At 68.1% G+C, this 18,592-nt stretch carries 13 protein-coding genes; 10 read left to right on the top strand and 3 right to left on the bottom strand.

Translation table 11 applies throughout. The features are described 5' to 3' along the window. The first annotated feature begins 30 nt into the window (after positions 1–30). Both frr and NA4_RS20975 read left to right on the top strand, forming a co-directional pair. Entirely contained in the window at positions 31–588 is a 558-nt protein-coding gene (gene frr, locus NA4_RS20970; protein WP_067472498.1) for a ribosome recycling factor, read from the top strand. Positions 589–854: 266 nt separating this feature from the next. After that, on the top strand, positions 855–1,760 hold the full coding sequence (locus tag NA4_RS20975) for a phosphatidate cytidylyltransferase (RefSeq protein WP_067472501.1): 906 nt from the start codon (positions 855–857) through the stop codon (positions 1,758–1,760). A 4-nt stretch (positions 1,761–1,764) separates the two neighbouring features. Here the strand turns inward: NA4_RS20975 and NA4_RS20980 are convergent, their stop codons facing one another. Continuing rightward, complete coding sequence (locus tag NA4_RS20980; RefSeq protein ID WP_067472504.1) at positions 1,765–2,112, bottom strand: LapA family protein; 348 nt, start codon at positions 2,110–2,112, stop codon at positions 1,765–1,767. A 110-nt stretch (positions 2,113–2,222) separates the two neighbouring features. Between NA4_RS20980 and rlmN the strand changes: the two genes are divergently transcribed. The 6 genes from rlmN (at position 2,223) to NA4_RS21010 (ending at position 13,193) form a co-directional block, all read left to right on the top strand. After that, a complete protein-coding gene (rlmN, locus tag NA4_RS20985) occupies positions 2,223–3,332 on the top strand; it encodes a dual-specificity RNA methyltransferase RlmN (protein WP_067472449.1) in 1,110 nt (369 codons plus the stop codon). A gap of 144 nt (positions 3,333–3,476) precedes the next feature. After that, the gene (locus NA4_RS20990; RefSeq protein ID WP_067472508.1) at positions 3,477–5,048 is read left to right on the top strand and encodes a TIGR02677 family protein; all 1,572 of its coding nucleotides are present in this window, start codon (positions 3,477–3,479) and stop codon (positions 5,046–5,048) included. Then, complete coding sequence (locus tag NA4_RS20995) at positions 5,045–6,280, top strand: TIGR02678 family protein (protein WP_067472452.1); 1,236 nt, start codon at positions 5,045–5,047, stop codon at positions 6,278–6,280. The genes NA4_RS20990 and NA4_RS20995 overlap by 4 nt, the downstream gene beginning before the upstream one ends. Beyond that, positions 6,277–10,389, top strand: a complete 4,113-nt coding sequence (locus tag NA4_RS21000) for a TIGR02680 family protein (protein ID WP_067472455.1) — start codon at positions 6,277–6,279, stop codon at positions 10,387–10,389. Before NA4_RS20995 ends, NA4_RS21000 begins: the two co-directional genes overlap by 4 nt. Beyond that, positions 10,380–11,615 carry a TIGR02679 family protein gene (locus tag NA4_RS21005; RefSeq protein ID WP_218022330.1) on the top strand — a complete coding sequence of 412 codons (1,236 nt, stop codon included), beginning with the start codon at positions 10,380–10,382 and terminating at the stop codon, positions 11,613–11,615. The genes NA4_RS21000 and NA4_RS21005 overlap by 10 nt, the downstream gene beginning before the upstream one ends. A gap of 84 nt (positions 11,616–11,699) precedes the next feature. Continuing rightward, on the top strand, positions 11,700–13,193 hold the full coding sequence (locus tag NA4_RS21010) for an AAA family ATPase (protein WP_067472461.1): 1,494 nt from the start codon (positions 11,700–11,702) through the stop codon (positions 13,191–13,193). A gap of 45 nt (positions 13,194–13,238) precedes the next feature. Here NA4_RS21010 and NA4_RS21015 read toward each other — a convergent pair whose 3' ends face one another. Both NA4_RS21015 and NA4_RS21020 read right to left on the bottom strand, forming a co-directional pair. Then, positions 13,239–14,543: a tetratricopeptide repeat protein gene (locus NA4_RS21015; RefSeq protein WP_067472465.1), complete on the bottom strand. Its 1,305-nt coding sequence runs from the start codon at positions 14,541–14,543 to the stop codon at positions 13,239–13,241. 81 nt (positions 14,544–14,624) lie between these two features. Further along, complete coding sequence (locus tag NA4_RS21020; protein ID WP_067472467.1) at positions 14,625–16,247, bottom strand: DUF4331 domain-containing protein; 1,623 nt, start codon at positions 16,245–16,247, stop codon at positions 14,625–14,627. 136 nt (positions 16,248–16,383) lie between these two features. On the opposite strand from NA4_RS21020, the gene NA4_RS21025 reads away from it, so the two are divergent. Next, positions 16,384–17,928 (top strand): HD domain-containing phosphohydrolase, encoded by a 1,545-nt coding sequence (locus NA4_RS21025; RefSeq protein ID WP_067472471.1) that lies wholly within the window; start codon positions 16,384–16,386, stop codon positions 17,926–17,928. A gap of 64 nt (positions 17,929–17,992) precedes the next feature. Next, entirely contained in the window at positions 17,993–18,592 is a 600-nt protein-coding gene (locus NA4_RS21030) for a Uma2 family endonuclease (protein WP_067472511.1), read from the top strand.

Raw genomic sequence — 18,592 nt, forward strand, 5'->3', positions numbered from 1 at the left:
TGACATGACGACGCTGTGGAGGAAACGGTCGTGATTGAAGAAGCGCTCTTCGACGCCGAGGAGAAGATGGAGAAGGCCGTCTCGGTAGCGAAGGACGATCTCGGAACCATTCGCACCGGTCGGGCGAATCCGGGCATGTTCTCCCGGGTCGTTGTCGACTACTACGGTGCGCCGACCCCGATCACCCAGATGTCCAGCATCACGGTGCCGGAGCCGCGCATGGTCGTGATCAAACCCTACGAGGCGAACCAGCTCGGGCCGATCGAAACGGCGATCCGCAATTCGGACCTCGGTGTCAACCCGACCAACAACGGTGACATCATCCGGATCTCGGTGCCGCAGCTGACCGAGGAACGCCGCCGCGAACTAGCCAAGCAGGCCAAGGGCAAGGGCGAGGACGCCAAGGTCGCCATCCGCAATGTGCGCCGCAAGGCCATGGACGAGTTGGCGCGTATCCAGAAAGACGGCGAGGCGGGCGAGGACGAGGTCGGCCGCGCCGAGAAGGAACTCGACAAGACCACCGCCAAGTATGTCGGACAGGTCGATGAACTGGTGAAGCACAAGGAAGCCGAACTGCTCGAGGTCTGACGCCGACCGGGGGCAGGAGCCACCGGGCTGGTCCGGTCGGGGATGCCGCCCGGAGAACCAGCGGCATGAGCGGCAGGCCCGGAGGCGGTAGCTTGCGTAACCGCGAAGGGCGCCGGAACGCTGCCGGTGCGACACAGCGGAGGGCCCGCCAGGGCGGGGGATGAACGGAACGACGAGTGAGCGACGGGACAATCGTGGCCGAGAACGCCGCCGCGACCGGTGCGGCCGAGGAGCCGCCGGTGAACGGTAGAGCCGATGCGAGGCAAGTGCACGCGAACGATGCCGGCGTGTCCGAACCTCTAGCCACGTCCGAGGGCGATGCGGTCGCCGCCCATTCCGACCCGGCATCGAGCGGTTCGCGGGCGGGCCGTAATCTGCCTGCCGCGCTGAGCGTCGGCCTCGGGCTCGGCTTGTCGCTGATCGCGATCCTGCTGTTCGTGCCGAAGGTGTTCATCGGTGTCGCGGCGGCCGGAGTGGGCGTGGCGACCTGGGAGGTCGCCAAGCGTCTGCGGGAAGCGGACGTGCTCGTTCCCCGGGTTCCGCTGATCCTGGGTGGCCAGGCGGTGTTCTGGCTCGGCTGGCCATACGGTGCGAGCGGTGTCGCGGGCGCGTTCGCCGCCACCACACTGGTCTGCATGGTGTGGCGGTTGTTCGACCATGGTCTGCGCACCGCGCCGCGAAACTTCTTACGTGACACCGCCATCACGGTCTTCACGCTGGCGTGGATCCCGCTGCTCGCCTCGTTCGCCACCCTGCTGCTGCTCGAGCCGGACGGCAACCTGCGGGTGCTGACCTTCATGATCCTGGTGGTCTGCTCCGATGTCGGCGGCTACGTGGCGGGCGTGCTGTTCGGCAAGCACCCGATGGTGCCCTCGATCAGCCCGAAGAAGTCGTGGGAAGGCTTCTGCGGCTCGCTGGTGTTCAGCGTGATCGGCGGTCTGCTGACGGTGACGCTGCTGCTGGAGGCCAACTCGATGATCGGCGTCGTGCTCGGCGTCGGCTTGGTGCTGGTGGCCACCTGCGGTGATCTCATCGAATCGCAGATCAAGCGGGAACTGGGCATCAAGGACATGGGCACCCTGCTGCCGGGCCATGGCGGCATCATGGACCGCCTCGACTCCATGCTGCCTTCGGCGTTCGTTTCCTGGCTGGTGCTGTCCACCCTGCTCTGAGCGTTCAGCGTTGCTTGGCCCGGCGGCGCAGCTGCAGAATGCGCACACCGCCGACCGACGCCATGACCAGTGCGCCGCCGATCACCGACAGCAGCACCGTGACGCCGAGCGGAAGCGTGAATTCCCAGAAGAACAGGTTCACCTGCACCTCATCGAGGTTCTGCACGATGAAGATCAGCAAGACGACCAGGATCAGGACGCCGACGACCAGCCCCGTCCAGGCGTAGCCGGCGCGGGAGGACAGCGGCTTCGCGGCCCTGGCCGGGGGTTCGGACGTGCGGCCCGGTTCCGTGGTGCGCGGGTGCGCCAAGTCCGGGTCCGGCTCGGGTATGTGGTCAGGGTGGTTGGACATGACTCGATCATTGCCGACCGCTATCACCGCCGCCGGGATTTCCTGGCAACGAACCGGGTATGTCGGGCCGACGTGGGCACGGTGCGCGTGGATGGGAGAATGGAGCAACTATGACGGTCTCCCTGCCCCTCGTTTTCGATGCACCGCGCCGCGGCATGCCGCCGCGCCATCTCGCCGACCTCGACGCCGAGGGCAGGCGCGCGGCCGTCGAGGAGCTGGGTCTGCCGAAGTTCCGCGCCGATCAGATCGCCCGGCAGTACTACGCGCGATTGCAGGCCGATCCGGCGGAGATGACCGACCTGCCCGCCGCGGTGCGGGAGAAGATCGGCGAGGCGCTGTTTCCGCCGCTGCTCACCGAGGTGCGGCACGTGGTCTGCGACGAGGGCACCACCCGCAAGTCGCTCTGGCGCGCGGGCGATGGCACGCTGCTGGAAAGCGTGCTCATGCGCTACCCGGACCGCAACACCCTGTGCATCTCCAGCCAGGCAGGCTGCGGCATGGCCTGCCCGTTCTGCGCCACCGGCCAAGGCGGCCTCGACCGCAACTTGTCCACCGCCGAGATCGTCGACCAGGTGCGCGCCGCGGCCGCCGCTCTGCGTGACGGCGAGGTTGCGGGCGGCCCCGGCCGTCTGTCGAACATCGTGTTCATGGGCATGGGTGAGCCGCTCGCCAACTACAAGCGCGTGGTCGCCGCCGTCCGCCGGATCACCTCCCCGGCTCCGGACGGCCTCGGCATCTCGCAGCGCAATGTGGTCGTCTCCACGGTCGGCCTTGCCCCTGCCATCCGCAAACTCGCCGACGAGGGGCTGTCGGTGACTCTCGCGGTCTCCCTGCACACTCCCGACGACGAGCTGCGGGACACGCTGGTGCCGGTCAACAACCGCTGGCCGGTATCCGAAGTCCTCGATGCCGCAAGGTATTACGCCGACAAGACCGGTCGTCGTATCTCGGTCGAATACGCCCTGATCCGTGACATCAACGATCACCCCTGGCGTGCCGACATGCTCGGTGAGAAGCTGCACAAGGCCCTCGGTTCCCGCGTGCACGTCAACCTCATCCCGCTCAACCCCACCCCGGGCAGCAAGTGGGATGCCAGCCCCAAACCCGTTGAGCGCGAATTCGTCCGGCGGGTGGAGGCACAGGGTGTGCCGTGCACCGTGCGGGATACGCGGGGTCAGGAGATCGCTGCGGCCTGCGGCCAGCTCGCTGCCGAAGGGTAGTTTTAGACTCGATATCCGCCGGAGCGGTCCGGCTGCGGTGCTGTCGAAGCGCATGCTGTAGCTTCGCCGGGTTACCGTGGGACGTTGCGATCCGGGCGGGAGGGGGTTCGATGGACTCGCAGCCACGTGAGCGAGGAGAACAGGGTGGCCGATGAGACGCTCTCGCGTCCCAAGCCGTTCGCGCACCTGAATGCGGTCAATGCCGGACTCTACCGCCGCATCATGGGTGCGTTCGCGACAGCCAAGCGGCGGTTCACCGTGCATCTGCGTCCGGAGGACGTGCAGCATCATCTGCGGGTCTCCGGCGGGCAGACGCCGGAATACGCGGCTGTTGTCGATGCTTTGACGCAGCTTTGTGAATGGGGGAATCTGCGTGCGGATCCGGACACCAGCCGTGTGACGACTGTCGAGGAGTTCCATCGCGCTCGTTTCCTCTATCAGCTGACGCGGGAAGGGGAGGCCGCCGAGGAGGCGCTGGCAACCTACGACGCGGCGTTGGGCCGGCGCGGTGCACTGCAATCGGTGGCGTTGGCGGATATCGTCGTGCATTTGCGGGCGCTGCTGGAATTGGCGGGCGCCGACGAGGTGGACACCGCGCGGATTCATTTGTCGCTGACGGCCCTCGCGGCCCGGTTCCAGGACCTGGCGGACAACGCGCAGGCGTTCATGGGGTCCTTGCAGCGGACGATCGAGTTGCAGGACGTGGAGGTGGAGGCGTTCCTCGCCTACAAGGATCGTCTGATCGAGTACCTGGAGCGATTCATCAAGGACCTGGTCGCCACGGGAGCCGAGATCGCGCAACTGGTGCTGGAACTCGAGGATTGCGGTGTGCCGACGCTGCTCGACGCCGCGGCCGATCGTGAATCGGCTGATGCCGCTCCCGACGGCACCGAGGACTTCCGGGAGCGTGAATTCGCCCGCTGCCGCGCGCTGTGGGCCGATCGCTGGGCCGGTTTCCATGCCTGGTTCATCAGCGTGCAGGGTCACGCCAGCCAGGCCGCCATCCTGCGCAGCCAAGCCCGGGCCGCGGTGCCGCGGATGCTGGCGGTGGTCGCCGCGCTCAACGACCGGCGCGCGGGTCGCTCGGATCGTTCGGCCGATTTCCATACCCTCGCCCGATGGTTCGCGCAGGCGCCAGACGATGCGTCGATGCACCGCTTGTGGCGGGCCGCATTCGGATTGCAATCGTCGCGGCACCTGACCGCGGATGCCGACACCCTCACCGCGCGCGAGGAACAACCGGTTGCGGCGAGCACATCGTGGGCGGACGCGCCTGCGATGGTGATCAGCCCGCGGTTGCGCAAGACCGGACGCTACGAGCGGCGTGGGCGGCCGAACCGGGTGGTCGACCGCAGTGCGCAGCGCCACTATCTGGCCGAGTTGGCGGCCAAGGAGGCCGAGCAGGCGGCCGCGGCGCGGGACGCGCTGGTGGCGGTCGCGGGAAGTCCGATCCGGTTGTCGGATGTCGGCCACCTCGACGCAGGCGCGTTCCAGCTGTTTCTCCGCCTGCTCGGCGACGCGCTGGCGAGCAAGACACCGGGACGGGCGGAGGTGGAGACGGTGACCTCCGACGGCAGTCTCTCACTCCGCTTGGTCGAGCTCCCCGGCCCCGCGATGGCCGAGATCGAGACCGGTGCCGGTGTTTTCCGCGGACCCGATCATCTGCTGCACATCGAGGACCTGACCGATGTCGTGCGCCGCGAGGCCGCGTCGTGAGCAGCCCGCTCACCGATGCCCTCGCCGCGACCCGGGCTGCCGAGCAGCGCAAGGCGGCGCGTGCGTTGTTGCGGCGCCCGTTGCTGCGTGCCGATGGTCGTGACGCCGGGCTGTTCGTCTTGATTGCCCGGCATGCGCGCGAGTTGCGGGAGTGGTTCGACCAGGAGACCGGCTGGCGGCTGTCGGTGAGCAGCGAGGTGGCGCGGCTGTGCAAGGTCGCCGCCGATCATCATGACTCGACCCATCCCGCCACCGATATCGGCCGCAACGTCGCGTTCGGACGCCGGCGTTACGTGCTTGTCTGTCTGGCGTTGGCGGTGCTGGAACGCGCGGACAGTCAGATCACGCTCGGGCGGCTGGCGGAGCAGATCGTGCTCGCGGCCACCGATCCGGAACTGGTGTCCGCGGGGATCGCGTTCACCCTCGAACGTCGCGATGAGCGTAGCGATCTGGTCGCGGTGGTGCGGCTGCTGCTCGACCTCGGCGTGCTCGAGCGCGTTGCGGGAGAGGAACAGTCCTTCGTCGACCATGGTGGTGACGTGCTCTACGATGTGCGCCGGCGGGTCATGTCGGGCCTGCTGTCGAGCGTGCGCGGACCGTCTGTGGTGCAAGCCGGGGAATTCACCGAACGGCTGGCTGAGCTGAACCGTGAGCTTCCCGCCACCACCGATGACCTTCGCAACCGCCGAATCCGCCAGTTCCTCACCAGGATTCTGCTGGACGAACCGGTGCTCTACTACAACCGGCTGAGCGATGCCGAACGGGCCTACCTGACCAGTCAGCGAGCCGCGATCTGCGCACGCATTACGGCGTTCACCGGATTGGTCGCGGAAGTGCGGGCGGAAGGCATCGCCATGATCGATCCGGACGACGAGCTGACCGATATCCGGATGCCCGAGGTCGGCACGGAGGGCCATGCCACGCTGTTGATCGCCGAACGGCTGGCCGCGGCCATCGGAACGCCGGTGCCGATCGCGGACTTGCGGACCTTCGTTCGCGATATATCGAAAGACTATGTCCGGCAACGTGTGTGGCGTGCCGGTGCGGCGGAACCGGGAGCCGAGCTGGCCTTGGTGGATACGGCTGTCGATCGGTTGGCCGCGCTGCGGCTGGTCGAGCGGTCGGCCCGCCACTCCGATCCGGAGTGGATCCTGCCGCTGCCGGCCATAGCGCGGTACGGCATCACGGCGCCCACGATCACCCAACCGCGTGCGAAGGAGTCCCCCGAGTGAAACAGGCTCTGCCCCAGTCGCGCTCCAGCCGCTGGCAGCCGTTGCGGGCCGGTCTGGTCGACCTGTTCTACTACGACGTTCAGGAATTCTGGTTCCGCGACGGCAGACTGCTGTTGCGGGGCAACAACGGCACCGGCAAGTCGAAAGTGCTGGCTCTGATGCTGCCGTTCTTGCTGGACGCCGATCTGTCCGCGCACCGCGTCGAGCCCGATGCGGACCCGAAGAAGCGCATGGAATGGAACTTGCTGCTCGGCGGCGCCCACCAGCATCCGGAGCGGATCGGGTACTCCTGGCTGGAGTTCGGGCGTGTCGACGACGATGGCGTCGAACATTTCTGCACGATCGGCTGCGGGATGAAGGCCGTGACCGGGCGTGGCATCGCGGGCCACTGGTTCTTCGTGACCTCTGCCCGGGTGGGTGCCGAGCTGTGGCTGGTCGACGGCCAGGGATTTCCGCTCACCCGAGACCGTCTCGCCGAAGCGCTGGATGAGCGTGGCGAGCGGTATGACACCGCCCGCGACTACCGGCGGGCCGTCGACGAAGCACTGTTCGGTCTCGGGGAGCAGCGATACGGCGCACTGGTCGATCTACTCATCCAACTCCGGCAGCCGCAGTTGTCCAAGCGGCCCAGTGAGAAGGTGCTGTCGCAGGCGTTGACCGAATCGCTGCCGCCACTGGATCAGGCGATTCTCGCCGACGTTGCCGAAGCCTTCCGCAGCTTGCAAGAAGATCGCGACGAGTTGAACGATATGCGGGAGGCGCTGACGGGCACGCGCGGCTTTCTCGCGCATTACCGCGCTTATGCGCGCATCGCCAGCCGACGTAAGGCCGCGGTGCTGCGGCAGGCGCACTCTCGTTACGAGCGGGTGAGCAAGGATCTCAATGAGGCGAGGACCGCGCTGGCCGCCGCCGAACAGCGCGAGGGTGAGCTGCGCTCCGAGTTGACCGAGGTCGGTGATGAGGAGATCCGGCTGCTCGAGCACCGGCAGGCCTTGCAGGACAGCGAGGCCATGGACGCCCGCCGGGACCTCGGCAACGCGCGCGAGTTCGCCGAGCGCGCGGAAAGGCTCGCCGAGCAACGGGAATCGGAGCGAGTTGACGCCGTGCAGGTAGCGGCCGACCGTGAAACCAAGTATGTGGATGCACACGACGCGGCCGAGAACGCGCGGCACGAGGTGACCGGCCGTCGCGCCGACGCGGATTCCGCCGCCGGGCGAGCCCTGGTCGGCGGCCCACATGGCCGTGAAGTAGTCGCCCGCCTCGATGAATCCGCGCCCGTCGACGTGTTGCGCCGTGCGGCGGGTTCGGTGGTCGACGCCCAGCGGGCTGCGGTGAAACATATCCGGGGACTGGTGGACAAGGTCGATGCGCTGCGAGCAGAGCTGAGCTCCGCCCGCGGCAAGATCGATGAATTCGACAGTCAGGCGGCCGAATTGGCCGGACAGCGGCATGCGGCCGAGCAGGCTGTCGCCGCCGCGGCCCAGCGATTGGTCGATGCGACCGCGCGGCATCTGCGGCAGACGACCGAGCTGCGGCTCGACGATCTCGATGGCGTTCTCGACGAGCTGTCGGAGTGGACACAGTTGCTCGGCGGCGACAATCCAGCGGCAGTGGCGGTGCGGGCATGTGCCGAGGCCCTGACCGACCGGCTGAGCAGGGCCGACGCCGCTGCCGAGGCGGATGAGAAGCGCCGGCGTGCCACGCTGACGGAGTTGACCGATGAACTGGAACGGCTGGAACAAGGCGGTATCGAGGCGCCGCCGAGCCGGTACACGCGGGACGCCGCGGCACGGGTCGATCGCGACGGAGCGCCGCTGTGGCAGGTGGTCGATTTCGCCGGCGGACTCGCGGAATCCGACCGGGCCGGGATCGAAGCGGCCGTGGAGGCGGCGGGCATCCTGGATGCCTGGGTCACGCCGGACGGTGAGCTGCATGCCCGTTCCGGTGACGTGATCGTGACCAGCACCGGGTATGCCTCGGGTGCGAGTCTGGCCGACGTCATGGTCCCGGCAATCAACGACAGCGACTCCCACGCTCGCGCCGTTACTCCGGAAGCGGTCCGAAAAGTATTGCGCAACATCGGCTTCGGGCCAGAGTCGACCCACCACACCTGGGTCGACGCCAGTGGCCGCTTCCGGATCGGAGTCCTCGACGGCGCATGGCACAAGCCCGCCGCGCAATACCTCGGTGCCGGAGCCCGCGAGCAGGCGCGCCAGCACCGGATGTCGGAGATACGCGGCGAGATCGGCATCGTCACGGCGGCACTCGAGCAGATCGCTGACGAGCGGCGGGCGCTCGCCGATCGTCGGCGGGTTGCGCGGGCAGAGCAGGCTGGTCTGCCCGGCGATGCCGAACTGCGCACGGCCCATCGGCACGTCGATGCACTTGCTGACCAGCAGCGACAGCTAACCGAACGGCGTACGGTCGCGGTGGACGCGGCCGATCGGCTCGCCGAACATCACGCCGTGGCGGAGGCCGACCGCGACCGCGACGCCGCCGACTGTGGTCTGCCCGTGGACCGGGAGTCGCTGGAGCGGATCACCGAGGCGCTCACCGACTACCGCGTGACGCTGGAGAAACTATGGTCGGCGGTAGTGGTGGTGCGCGGCGCCGAGCAGCGCGAGGAGGAGACGAAGACCGACTTCGCCGATGCGGTGCAGCGGCGGGAGCGTGCTATCGAACGCGCGGAAACCGAACGGCGGGAGGCGATCGGCGCACAATCGCGATTCGACACCCTCAACGAGAATGTCGGCGCCGCTGTCGCGGAGTTGGATGCCAAGCTCGCTCAGGTCGCAGCAGGTTTGCGCGACAACAAGCGTCGCGGTGCGGAACTCGGCAGAGACTTGGAGCAGACACTGCTGGAATCCGGCCGGGCAGAAGGCAAGCGCGATGAGCTGACCGCCCAGCTGGAACAGGAACGGCAGCAACGAGACACCGCCGCTGCTGCTCTGCAACGGTTCGCAACGACCCGGTTGCTCGACATTGCTCTCGAGCACACCGCAATCCCCGACGCCGGCGAACCGTGGGCGCCGAATCCTGCGGTGGTCTTCGCTCGCGCCGTCGATGCCGAACTCGCCGATGTCGTCGACGACGACAAGTCGCTGGAGCGTGCCCAGCGGCGCGTCACCGATGAACACAAGAACCTCGGCGATCTGTTGAGCCGCCAAGGCAACTCGACCACCGCCTCCCTGCTCGAGGACGGGATCGTGGTCGAGGTGGTATTCTGCGGCAAGCTCACTACGGTCGCCGCCTTGGCCGCCACGCTGGACGCCGAGGTCGCCGACCGCGGCCGCCTGCTCACCGAACGCGAACGCGAAATCCTGGAGAACCATCTCGTCAGCGAGGTCGCCTGTGCGCTGCAGGAATTGATCCTCGCCGCCGAACGCCAGGTGGCGCAGATGAACGCCGAACTGGATGCGCGGCCGACCAGCACCGGAATGAAATTGCGCCTGGCCTGGGTACCCGGCGATGACGCCCCGGCCGGCGCGGCTTCGGCGCTGCGGCAGCTGCGCCGCACCGCCGATGTATGGAACGACGCCGACCGGGCGGCCGTCGGAGAGTTCTTGCAGCGTGAGATCGAACGGGTCCGTTCGGCCGATGTGGCCGGAACCTGGCTGGACCATCTCACCAGGGCACTGGACTACCGGCAGTGGAACAAGTTCGTCATCGAACTGCAGCAGCGCGGCCAGTGGCGGTCGGCGACCGGCCCGGCTTCCGGCGGTGAGCGGGTTCTGGCCGCCAGCGTTCCACTGTTCGCCGCCGCGTCGGCGCACTACGCGTCGGCGGGCAATCCGCATGCCCCGCGGCTGGTGATGCTGGATGAGGCGTTCGCCGGAGTCGACGACAACGCGCGCGCGAAGTATCTCGGCCTGCTCGCGGCCTTCGATCTGGATGTCGTGATGACCAGCGAGCGCGAATGGGGCTGCTATCCGGAGGTGCCAGGGCTGGCGATCGCGCAATTGGCCCGCACCGACGACGTGGCCGCGGTACTGGTCACGAACTGGGAGTGGGACGGCCGCGAGCGCAGACGCGTGGAGCAGCCTGCGCCGACCCTGGTTCCGGTACGGGATGAGCAGCCGGTGGCAGGCAAGGATGGTCTGTGGGAGTGAGCTACGACCGGGAACGTCTGGCGCGGCTGCTCGGCGGCGCGGACACAGCGTGGCTGGTGGACCGGGTCCGGGAGCGTCTGGCCCGCGGGCTGCCGCTCACCGAGACGGTAAGCCTGCGCAATCCGACCTCCGCGCAGCGTGCGGCCGTGGACCGGCTGCTCGGCCGACGGGCGAGCACGGGCGCCAGCGTGACCGTGCCGCTGGCGAAACTCGATGCGGTATTGCGCAATTCAGGTATTCACTCCGACGGCCTCGAAGGCGCTGTGCGGGAATTGATCGGACCGGTGGTAGTCCGCGCCGACGCGGATGCCGAACTCGAACGCGCATGGGCGGCCGCGCTCGACCCGATGTCGTCGTATGTCCGCGACCGCACCGAACTACTGGACTGGTGGACCGATGTCGTACGCACCGGGCTGGTGCGGCGGCTGTGTGGCGACCCCGCAACAGCCGCCGAGCTGATGCCACGCCTTCGGGCCGTCGTGGCAGCCCTCCCGGTCGAACGTGAGTTGCTGGGTGGTTTCGCCGGTCGGCTGCTGGGCAGAGCCCACGCCTTGGACGCCGGCGCACCGTTGGCGACGCTCGCACTGGGCGCGGCGCGGCGGCTCGGCCGTGTCCCCGACGGCGCCGACCGCCGCACGGCGTGGGCCTCGACCGGGGTTGTCCTCGACGAACTGAGCAGCACCGTGCTCACGATGGGTCTGCCCGGGGATACGCACACCGCCATCGGGCGGGCGTTGCGGATCTGGCGAGAAGCCGGTCAGCCCGTGGTGCTGACCCTGCGCCAATTGGTCGGCTCCGCACCGGAATTCAGCCCTGGCCAGGTGATCTCCATCTGCGAGAACCCTTCGGTGGTGGCCGCCGCGGCAGACCTGCACGGCTCGGACTGCGGCCCGCTGATCTGCACCGGCGGGCAGCCGGGTGCTGCGGTCCTACGCATCCTGGAACTCGCCACCGCGGCCGGTGCGCACTTGCGCTATCACGGCGACTTCGATTGGTACGGCATTGCGATCGCCAACTTCCTGCGCCGCCGCTTCGAGTGGACACCATGGCGTTTCACCACCCGCGAGTATGGCGCCGTGGCTGCTACCGGTACGCCCGAGTTGACCGGACGACCAGTCATCGCATCGTGGGACAGCGAACTTGCTGTCCAGATGCTGCACTATGGGCGTCAGGTAGAAGAAGAACTGGTCCTCGACGATTTGCTCGAAGATCTCGGCCCCGTGTGACGCGATCGTGTTGTCGAACTGCAGAGGCATCGTTTGTTAGGAGTATGCTCCTAAGGAGTTAACTCCTAATAGTTGAGGAGCGAGGTGTCGCAGCGGATCGGAGCCACGAAGCCGGATCACCTATTCGACCGGGCAGTGGAGTGGGACGGCCTGGTGTCGTTCGCATCACGGCGGGGGCAAACCGCGCTCCTGGGTATTGTCAGTGGTCGGCGGCGGATGGGGAAGACATATCTGTTGCGTGCGTTGGTCGAGCGAATCGGCGGGTTCTATTTCGGTGCGACGACGGCTACGGGCGGGGAGTCGTTGCGGCAATTCGGTGCTGCGCTGGCAGAGTTCACCGGCGCGGAGGTGCCGATCTCGTTCGACAACTGGGATCACGCGGTGGCCTATCTGTTCGGGCTGGCTGCTCGTGAACGGGCGGACAACGCGCTGTTGGTGGTCATCGATGAGTTTCCGTACCTAGTGAAGGCGGTGCCCGAACTGCCGTCGCTGATACAACGGGAGATCGACCGCTATCAGACCGAGCCGAGCGGGATTCGGATGCTCTTGTGCGGGTCGGCGATGTCGGTCATGGGTGGGTTGCTGGCGAGTAACGCGCCCTTGCGTGGGCGCGCTCAGCTCGAGCTCGTGGTGCGTCCGTTCGGGTATCGCGACGCTGCGGCGTTCTGGGAGGTGGCGACCGATCCGGCGCTGGCGGCGCGACTGCATGCGGTGTTGGGTGGGACCCCGGCGTATCGTCGGCAGTTCTTGGCCGATGATGTTCCGATGTCGCTGGATGACTTCGATCCGTGGCTGTGTCGCACGGTGCTGTCGCCGCTGAGTCCGTTGTTCCGGGAGGCGCGCTATCTGCTGGCCGAGGAGGCAGAGATCCGCGACACCGCGCTGTATCACTCGGTGCTGGCCGCGGTCGCGCAAGGAAACAACACCCGTGGCGGAATCGCTGGCTACATCGGCCGTAAGGCCGTCGATATCTCTCATCCGCTCACGGTGTTGGAGGACTGTCACCTGCTGGTTCGTGAGCAGGATGTCTTCCGGGCGGGCAAGTCCGTTTACCGCATAACTGAGCCTCTCATCACCTTTTACGAGGCCGTGATGCGTCCGGCATGGGCCCGGCTGGAGAGCGGTCAGGCGCAGCAGGTGTGGGCGCGGTCGAAGGAGCGTTTCGCGGCCCAGGTCGCCGGGCCGCACTTCGAGGCGATATGCCGAGAGTTCATGCTCGGTGACGGCATCGACATGCTCAGTCCGGATGCGGGATTCGGCGAAGTCGGCAGTGGCGTCGTCACTGATCCCGTCGCGCGCAGGCAGATTCAGATCGATGTGGCGGTAACGCAACTAGGGGACGGTGGGCATAAGGCGGCAGTGTCGCTGATCGGCGAGGCGAAGCGTGGCGTGACGATGGGTGTCAACCACCTGGATCGGCTCGCCCGGGCGCGCGAGTTGCTGGCGAGGGCTGGTTGGGAGGTCAGTCGCTGTCGACTGGCGTGTTTCAGCGGTGCCGGATTCAGCGATGCCCTACGGCAGCGGGCCGATGAGGACTCGGATGTAGTGCTCATAGGGCTGGCGGCGCTGTACGACTGATCGCCGCCGAAGCCTGACGCGGCACCGGCGGCGAGAGCCGCTGTTTCATCGAGCGATGAGCGAGTCGAGGGCTCGTTGGGCGCGGGGGGCGTGCAGGGGTGAGAAGTAGGGGTTGATTCGCAGCGCATCGGTCAGCGCGGTGGCGGCGTCATCGGTGCGGCCGAGCGCCGCGAGGATCATGCCGCGATGGTAGGCGAGGGCGGCGCTGCGCCAACCCAGGGCAGCCGCGCGGTCGGCGTAGATGATCGCCTCGTCGTTGCGCCCTGCCTTGTGCAGCGCCCAGGCGAGCGCGTCGGCGGTGAGGATGCTCTGGCGGCGGTCGAATTCCAGCTGCGCCAGTCGCGCCGCCTCCACGGGATCGCCGTGGTCCGCGGCCAGCAGAGCGGCGTCCAGGTATTCCGTGGCTCCCTGCTCCTCGAGTCGCCGGAATTGGTCGGCGACCTCGCGATACTTGGCGGCCGCCGCGTCGGGTCGACCCGCCGAGTCGAGCAGCTCGCCGAACTCGATCAGGTACTCCGGCAGCGGCGCCTGGGTGGTCAACGCCGTGTATTGCGCGATCGCCTCGTCGACATCGCCGCGAGCGGCGAGCACTTTGGCGGTGCCTTGCAGCAGTGCCGCGTTGTCCGGGCTCGCCAGAAGGCCTGCGCGATACTGGTTTTCGGCTTCGTCCAGATTGCCGGTGTTGAACGCGAGTTCGCCGAGGTGGTAGCGGCAGAAGGCGATCTGGTCGGCGGTGGTGGCGGCGGCGAGCGCCATCTGCAGCGCCTGCCGGGCGTCGTCGGTGCGACCGTGCAGTTCGAGGTCGTAGGCGGCGCGAGTGAACGACGGGACACCGGGACGCAGGTCGAGCATCCGTTGGACCGCCGCGGTGGCGGCGTCGGCGTCGCCGAGCTGGGTCAGTGCGTCGATCAAGATGCCGTAGACGTCGGCGCTGTTCGGCCGCAGTGCGAGGGCCTGTTCGCCGTAGCCGCGCGCGGCGGTGAAGTCGTGCAGGGCGTTGGCGAGCGCGCCCAGCCCGATCAGCGCTTCGGCATTCTCCTCGGGCTGCAGTTCCAGCGATCGATCCAGCGCCCGCTGCGCCTGGCCGTAGTTCTCCGGATCCCCGGTAATACGGGCCAATTCGACGTAGGCGGCGCCCAGCGCGGCCCAGCCGGTCGCATTGCCAGGCAGCCGGTCCTGCTGTTCTCGCATCTGGGCGATCTGCGCAGCCAACGGGTCGGCGGGGATCGGTTCGGTGGTCGGTGATCTGTCGGGCATCAGCGCGGTTGCGCTCACAATGGCGGCGATCAGCCCGATCAGGAGGAGCGCGAGCACGGGCTTGCGGCGCACGCGGGAAAGGATTGCGGACATGTCGGGACCTCGAGTGGTACGGAAACGAATTCGGTGATTGCCCGGGTGGCGGGATCGGATCCCGCCACCCGGGCCGGGATATCAGGCGCTCGGTGGCGGGTTGAGCGTTGTCGACCGGTTCGCCCGGCGCCGCATCAGCAACCAGCCTCCGCCTGCGACCACCGCGGCGGCACTGGCACCTCCGGCTACGATCGGCATCCACGGCATACCGTCGTCGCCCTGCGGCGCCGCTGCGGGTCCGGTCGCGCCCGTCGACTGGCCAGGCGCGGTCGTACCCGTCGCAGGCAACGCGACATAGGGGAAGCTGCTGGAGAACGACGCGTCGTTGGCATCGACCTTGTCCCCGGTGGCGAGCGCGTCGACCAGCTTGCCGGTCTGCGCCGCGCCCTCCACGGCCTGCAGCGCGATATCGACCACGTCGTCGGTCAGTCGTCGGCCGTTGGGGAATCCCTGCAGGTCACCGGCGAGAACGCCGAGCCGGTTGGGCTGAGCCGTCAGCGGTACCGACATGTTCAGCCGCAGCATCTCCGACGGCCGGAACGCCGCGGCATGGGCATCGGCGTTGAGGATCTGCGAGTTCAGGTCGGCCTGGATGGGCGGCGCGCTGCCGTCCAGGGTCGGCGCCTTCTTCGCGATGCCGGTCAGGAAGATCTCCACCAGGTCGTTGCGCGGGGTGGCGGGTGCGGGCACCTGGTAGATCGACTCGATCAGCTGCGGCAACTCGGGTTTGGTGACCCGCTCGACCACCTGGGGAACCCCGGCGTCGCCGACCGGCTCGAGTCCGTTGAACGCGTCTTTCAGCCCGACCGGGACGACCACCTCGTTCACCAGCGGGTTGCCGAGCCGCGACACCTGCACCGACGCACCGACCGGCGTGGCGGCCCCAGGGCTGAGCTGAAGCGTGCGGCGCTCGGTGTCGCTCCACACCCCGATCACCGGGTTGCGCGCCGGGTCGTTCTTCAGCGCGAGATCGCGCATCGGCACCTGCAGCACAATCGTGTTGACGTTCTTCCCGGCGAGTGTGTCGGTGCCGACTTCGGACAGGTCGCCGCCGTAGAGCAGGTCGAACACCCGCAGGTCGAGAAAGAACGGGTCCTCCGCGGCGCCGGCGTACACGGTGCCACCGCCCGGCAGATTCTCGGTTGCCTGCTTGCGCAGCTCGCCATAGTCGGGCATCGAGGCCGGACCGGTGTAGGACGGAGCAGCCTGGCCGTGTGCGATCGGGCGCCAATCGTTCGCGCCGTGGCTGACCGACACGGTGTAGTTCTGGCGGAACAGCAGATTCTCGTCGTTCAGGCCGGTGACCGGCCCGTTGTTGTAGAGGAACGTCCGTGCGCCGCGCCGGTCGTCGGTCGTGAAGGTGACGCGGTAGCTGAGGTCCGGCTTTGCGTTGCCGTCGTTGTCGATGTTGATGTCGTAATTGGCCTCGGTGGCCCACGGGTAGAAGTTCGGGCCGCCGTTGGGCTCCTGCAGGCCGAACCAGTTGGCGACGATGGTCACTGTGTCGGGTTTGTCCGGGCTGACGAACGCGTAGACGTCGGTGTTGTCCACCGCCGGATCACCGGCGATCAGCGGGGCTTCGCGATGACTGGAAGCGCCTGCGGTCGGCAGGGCGAGGCCGCCCACCGTGCCGCTGAGCACAGTGACGCCGACAGCCAGGAGTGCACCGGCGACGCGGCGTCCACGCCGAGGTGGTCGGGACATGAGATTTCCCTTCGTAGGTGCGAATGACGTTGCTGCCAATGGTCGGCGCGCGACCTGTCCGGCACATCGGTCGATCGACCTATCCATTCGGCGAGTTCCGAATGACGCGCTGCCTGAGGCGAACTACCGTGGGAGGGTGTCGATCCCGCCCGCCTCCATCCGGGTCACCGAGGTTCTCGCCGCGCTGTCGCTGACGACCGACCTCGCGACCGGGGCGCCGTTCGAGAAGGGCTTGGCGACCTGCCTGGTGGCCACCAGCCTCGCGGAACGGATCGGTCTGGACGAGGCCGACCGGCGGACCGTCTTTCACGCAGCCCTGCTCGGCGCGGTCGGCTGCACCAGCCGCGCCTCGGAGAACGCGGCGTCGTTCGCCGATGACGTCGCCTTCCAGCGGGCCTACCATGTGCTGGATCCGGGTGATACGCCGGTCTTCGCGGCGCAGCTGGCGCAGTTCGGCTCGTGGGCGCCCGATAGCCAGGCACTGCTGCGGGACCGGTTCGTCACGACCACCCCGACGCACGCGGCGGCAGCGGTCCGGTCGGTGTGCGAAGTCAGCCGTGCCCTCGGTCCCCGGCTCGGGCTTCCCGAGGCGGCGGTGGTGGCGCTCACCGAGGTGAAGGAGCGTTGGGATGGCCTGGGCGCCCCGCAGCGGCTCCAGGGTGAGGCGATTTCGCTGACCGGGCGGATCGTGCACGTCGCCGAGCAGGCGGTGCTCGCCGCGGCCGAGCGGGGCCGCCGCGGTGCGGCGGAGGAGTTGCGGCGACGGGCCGGCGGGCATCTCGACCCCGAACTGGTGGCCCTGTTCGCCGCCGACGCGGACGCCGTGTGGGACTGCCTCGATGTACCGGACGTGCTCACTGCCGTGGTCCACGGGGAACCCGGGGTGCCGTTGCGCATCAGGCCCGGCGAGCGGCTCCAGCTGTGCCTCGCCCTTGCGATCGTGGTGGATCTGAAAGGCCGCTGGCTGCTGGGGCATTCGGGACATGTCGCCGATCTGGCGGGCGGGGCCGCGGAACTGTGCGGAATGGACCCCGGCGATCGCGACGCGCTGCGCGCGGCGGCACTCCTGCACGATATCGGGCGCGTCGGGGTGTCCAGCGCGATCTGGGACCGGCCCGGCCCGCTCGGGCCCGGCGATTGGGAACGCGTCCGGCTGCACACCTACTGGACCGAGCGAGTGCTGCGCCGCTGCCCCGGACTGGCCGACCTGGCGGACATCGCCGCGGGTCATCACGAACGCCTCGACGGCAGCGGCTATCACCGGGGCATCCGGGGGCGAGACCTCTCCAAGCCGGCCCGGATCCTCGCCGCGGCCGATGTTTTCGCCGCGCTCACCGAGCCGCGGCCGTATCGTCCCGCCTTCTCCCCGGACGACGCTGCTCGCGAACTCCTGGACGCCGCCTCGGCGGGCAACCTCGACCGGGAGGCGTGCGCCGCGGTGGTGGAGGCGACCGGATTGCGCAAGCCGCGCACCGACCTGCCCTGCGGACTCACCGAACGCGAGCTCGACGTGCTCCGGCTGGCCGCGCGCGGTCTGTCGAACCGGCAAATCGCCACGCAATTGGTGCTGTCCGAGCGCACGGTGGGCCACCATCTCGCGCACATTTACGACAAGACCGGTCGTCGCACCCGCGCCGGGGCCGCGGTCTTCGCGATGGAACACGGGCTGCTGCCGGAGTAGGGCCTCCCGTCCGCGGCTGACCGCGCAGTGGTCCGGTGCGGTTGGGCCTGCAATGATGTCCGGCATGAGCGCTCCCGACGAGCAAACCGAACTGCGTCTGACGGCCGAGGAGTTCGCCGATGGCGCGGCGGCTGGGCTCGGTGACATCGAGATCGTTGACGGGCGCGTTGTGCGGCTGATGGCCCAGAGCCCCCTGCACAGCCGGGTGGTCCGGCGTTTGGCTGGGTTGCTGGAGGCAGCGCGACGTGATGGTGGGCCGTGCTTGGTGGTGGATTCCGACATCGCCGCACGATTCGCTGACGCGGAGTGTTCTGGGGCCGATCGGCGGTTGAACATCCGCTATCCCGACATCTGGATTCGGGACTGTGAGCCGTACGACGTCAACATGGTACGGGAGCACATTCTGCTCGTCGTGGAGGTGACGTCCGAATCGACCATCGACGTCGATATCACCGATAAGCGAATTCAGTACGCGGCTGCGGGCATTCCCCGGTACTTGATCGTCCGTCTGGACCAGAAGGAGGAGCGAATCGAGGATATCGAGGAATACCGCCTCGACTGGTCCGGCCGCCGCTACCTGGTGCACACGGTCCATCGGCGTGTGCTCTTGCTCGATGACCCGGTCGAGGCGACGATTCCGTTCGACATACTGGAACAGGCCTAG

It is taken from the genome of Nocardia amamiensis NBRC 102102, from assembly GCF_001612745.1.
Classification (GTDB): domain Bacteria; phylum Actinomycetota; class Actinomycetes; order Mycobacteriales; family Mycobacteriaceae; genus Nocardia; species Nocardia amamiensis.